This window comes from Thermogemmatispora sp. (genome assembly GCF_019683755.1).
Classification (GTDB): domain Bacteria; phylum Chloroflexota; class Ktedonobacteria; order Ktedonobacterales; family Ktedonobacteraceae; genus Thermogemmatispora.
On the sequence record NZ_JADGHT010000480.1, the window covers coordinates 1 to 2774 of the forward strand.

General features: G+C 61.8%; 2 protein-coding genes. Both read left to right on the top strand.

Annotated features, from left to right (window positions below; genetic code table 11):
- Positions 1-72: 72 nt before the first annotated feature.
- Entirely contained in the window at positions 73-840 is a 768-nt protein-coding gene (locus IRZ24_RS19035) for an SDR family NAD(P)-dependent oxidoreductase (protein ID WP_297167925.1), read from the top strand.
- 286 nt (positions 841-1126) lie between these two features.
- The gene (gene guaA / locus IRZ24_RS19040; RefSeq protein ID WP_297167928.1) at positions 1127-2752 is read left to right on the top strand and encodes a glutamine-hydrolyzing GMP synthase; all 1626 of its coding nucleotides are present in this window, start codon (positions 1127-1129) and stop codon (positions 2750-2752) included.
- Positions 2753-2774: the final 22 nt, after the last annotated feature.

The window sequence follows — 2774 nt, forward strand, 5'->3', positions numbered from 1 at the left end:
GCTAAAGATATACTATACTTAATGTAACCTGTATCAACGTCGCCTTCACCACATTGCGAAAAGGAGTATACGATGGGACGACTTGATGGACGAGTTGCCTTTGTAACCGGTGCCGGACGCGGAATCGGCGCGGCGACAGCGCTGCGCATGGCCGAGGAGGGCGCGCGCGTTGCCCTGGTTGATATCGACGTAGAGGGCTGCCAGCAGGTCGCGCAGGAGCTAGAGCGCCTGGGAGCACAGAGCCTTGTGCTGTCTTGCGACGTCTCCAACAGCGCTATGGTTGAGGAGGCGGTAGAAAAGACCGTCAGCCAGTTCGGACGGCTCGACATCCTCGTCAATAACGCGGGGATCATTCGCGACAACCTTCTCTTCAAGATGAGTGAAGAAGACTGGGACGCCGTGATGGCCGTCCACCTCAAAGGGGCATTTCTCTGCAGTCGGGCCGCGCAGAAGCACATGGTACAGCAGCGCTACGGTCGCATTATTTCTCTCTCGTCGACCTCGGCCCTAGGCAATCGTGGCCAGGCCAACTACTCGGCGGCCAAAGCGGGCCTGCAAGGCTTCACTCGGACGCTGGCCATCGAGCTAGGCCCCTTTGGGATCACGACCAACGCCGTTGCCCCTGGTTTTATCGATACCGAGATGACCCGTTCCTCCGCCCGTCGCCAGGGCCTTGACCCCGAGGAAGTCATTGCCGAAGCCTCCAAACGCATCCCCGTGCGGCGTGTGGGGCAGCCGCGCGATGTAGCCAACGTCATTTGTTTCCTCGCCTCGGAAGAGGCCGGTTTCGTCAATGGGCAGATCATCTACGTCTCGGGTGGGCCGGCGCCGCGCTCCTGACTGAGCAATAGCGCACCGGCGTTCCCTCGACACAATCAGCCGGCCCTTGGCAGGCAACCAGGTGAGAAGGGCGAAGGACCGGGGAGGCGCGCCTTGTTGGCGAGCGGACCCCGGTTCTTCGCTTTCCAGGCTGTGAGCTGGATCGGACTGGCGGATGGGGCGCGGGCTGGCTCCTCTGGGGATAGCGATAAGGTTGCGTGAAGAGTTAAAATACAGACACGTATTACTTCATAAAGTGGGGAAAGTCTTATTGATTCAGGCCATAAAAGGGGAGGAAGATAGCCTCGTGTCCAGCCACGCGCGTCGTCAGGCCATTATCGTGCTTGACTTTGGCTCCCAATACAGTCGCCTCATCGCGCGGCGCATCCGCGAACACCATGTCTACAGCGAGCTAGTTCCAGCCGAAACCACCCTGGAGGAACTGCAGCGTGAGAAGGCTCATCTTGAGATCAAAGGGTTCATCCTCTCGGGAGGACCGGCCAGCGTCTATGATGCCCAGGCACCGCGCTGTGATCCGGCCATCCTCCAGAGCGGCCTGCCTGTGCTAGGCATCTGTTACGGCATGCAGCTCCTGGCGCATCAGCTTGGCGGTCACGTCGCTCCGGCTCAGGGGCGGCGCGAGTATGGTCCGGCGACCATAGAACTGTTGCCTGTGGCTGGCGACCAGGGACGCGCCGCTGAAATCTTTGCCGGCCTATCGGAGGCAGGCACTGCCTCAGAAGGTCGCCGCCTCAAAGTCTGGATGAGCCACGGCGATAGCGTTGACCAGCTCCCGCCAGGCTTTAGTCTACTCGCGCGCAGCGAGAGCAATCCCTGTGCGGCTATAGCCGGACCTGGCGGTCTTGTCGGCTTGCAGTTCCATCCAGAGGTCACCCATACCCCGCAGGGGCGGGAGATCCTGCGTAATTTTCTCTTCCGCGTCTGCGATTGTCGCGCCGACTGGACCCCTGGCTCAGTTATCGATGAGACCGTGGCCCAGATTCGCAGCCGCGTAGGCCAGGCACGCGCTATCTGTGCTCTCTCCGGTGGCGTCGACTCTGCAGTTGCGGCCCTCTTGGTGCACCGCGCCATCGGCGAGCGTCTCACCTGTATCTTCGTCGACACTGGTTGTATGCGAGCTGGCGAGCCTGAGCAGGTCGTGGAGACCTTCAGCCGCCATTTGCATATTCCCCTGATCGCCGTTGACGCGCGCCGGCGCTTTCTGGCTCGCCTGGAAGGGATCACCGATCCCGAGCAGAAGCGTAAGATCATCGGCGAGGAGTTCATTCGCGTCTTCGAAGAGGAGGCTGTCCGCCTGGCGCAGGAGCAGGGGCCGATCAGCTTTCTGGTTCAGGGGACGCTTTACCCCGATGTTATCGAGAGCGCGGGGCGCGATACCGCCAGTACTGCTACGCGCATCAAGACCCATCACAACGTCGGTGGGCTGCCAGAAGAGATGACGCTGCAGCTTGTGGAGCCGTTGCGTTGGCTCTTCAAAGATGAGGTCCGCGAGATTGGCCTGACCCTGGGACTTCCCGAAGAATGGGTCTGGCGCCATCCCTTCCCCGGGCCGGGCCTGGCCATCCGCGTCATCGGCGCTGTCGACGAGCAGCGTCTGGAGACCCTGCGTGCCGCCGACGCCATCCTCATCGAGGAACTCCGCCGCGCCGGCCTCTATCGTCAGGTCAGCCAGGCCTTCGCCGTGCTCACTCCCGTACGCAGCGTCGGAGTGATGGGCGATGGCCGCACCTACGCTCAGGTCGTGGCGCTGCGCGCCGTGACTACCGAGGACTTTATGACCGCGGACTGGGCCCGCCTCCCCTATGATCTGCTGGCCCGCGTCGCCAATCGCATCGTCAACGAGGTGCCTGGCGTCAACCGCGTCGTCTATGACATCACCTCGAAGCCGCCTGCAACCATCGAATGGGAGTAGTCGCTTTGACCTGCCAGGCAGA